Here is a 566-nt window from a genome sequence, read left to right on the forward strand (position 1 = left end):
GTGGGGTGGATGCCGTCGATGAGGTCGCCGGTGGTGAGCTTGCTGTGCATGTCGACCAGGTGGACGTGCTTGCCGCTGTTGACCTTCGACTGCACGATGCCGGGGACGGCGGCGTTGAAGGTGCGGGCGGCCGACTCCTGGCCGGAGTTCGACAGCGGGATGATCGTGGCGACGAACACCTCGGCGTTGGGCGCGGCCGAGGTGATGTGGTCGATCAGGGTGGACAGCCGCTGGGGGGCGGAGGAGACGTTGTAGTTCTGCAGCACGTCGTTGGTGCCGATGTGCAGCAGCACGGTGCGGGGGGTGTAGCTGCGCAGCCAGCCGGTGATGTTGGCGTCGATCTGGTCGATCCGCCAGCCGGGGTGGCCCTCGTGGTCGTGGTCGCCCAGGTTGCCCGGCCCGTTGTACTGCGAGCCGACGAAGTCCACGGTGTAGCGGCCGGCGGCCAGGCGCTGCCACAGCCCGATGCGGTAGCCGCCCGGCACCTGGGTGCCCTCGGTGATCGAGTCGCCCAGCGGCATCACCCGCACCCCGCCGTTGGACTCCGCGCTCGCGGCGCCCGCCCC

1 protein-coding gene is annotated in these 566 nt (G+C 70.3%); it reads right to left on the reverse strand.

Going from position 1 to position 566, the window contains the following annotated elements; translation table 11 throughout:
• The coding region (locus tag HHX33_RS34760) for an SGNH/GDSL hydrolase family protein (RefSeq protein ID WP_220502513.1) at nucleotides 1-566 on the reverse strand (566 nt) is incomplete at both ends.

The sequence above is a fragment of the Microbispora sp. H10670 genome (genome assembly GCF_014161385.1).
Classification (GTDB): Bacteria; Actinomycetota; Actinomycetes; order Streptosporangiales; family Streptosporangiaceae; genus Microbispora; species Microbispora triticiradicis.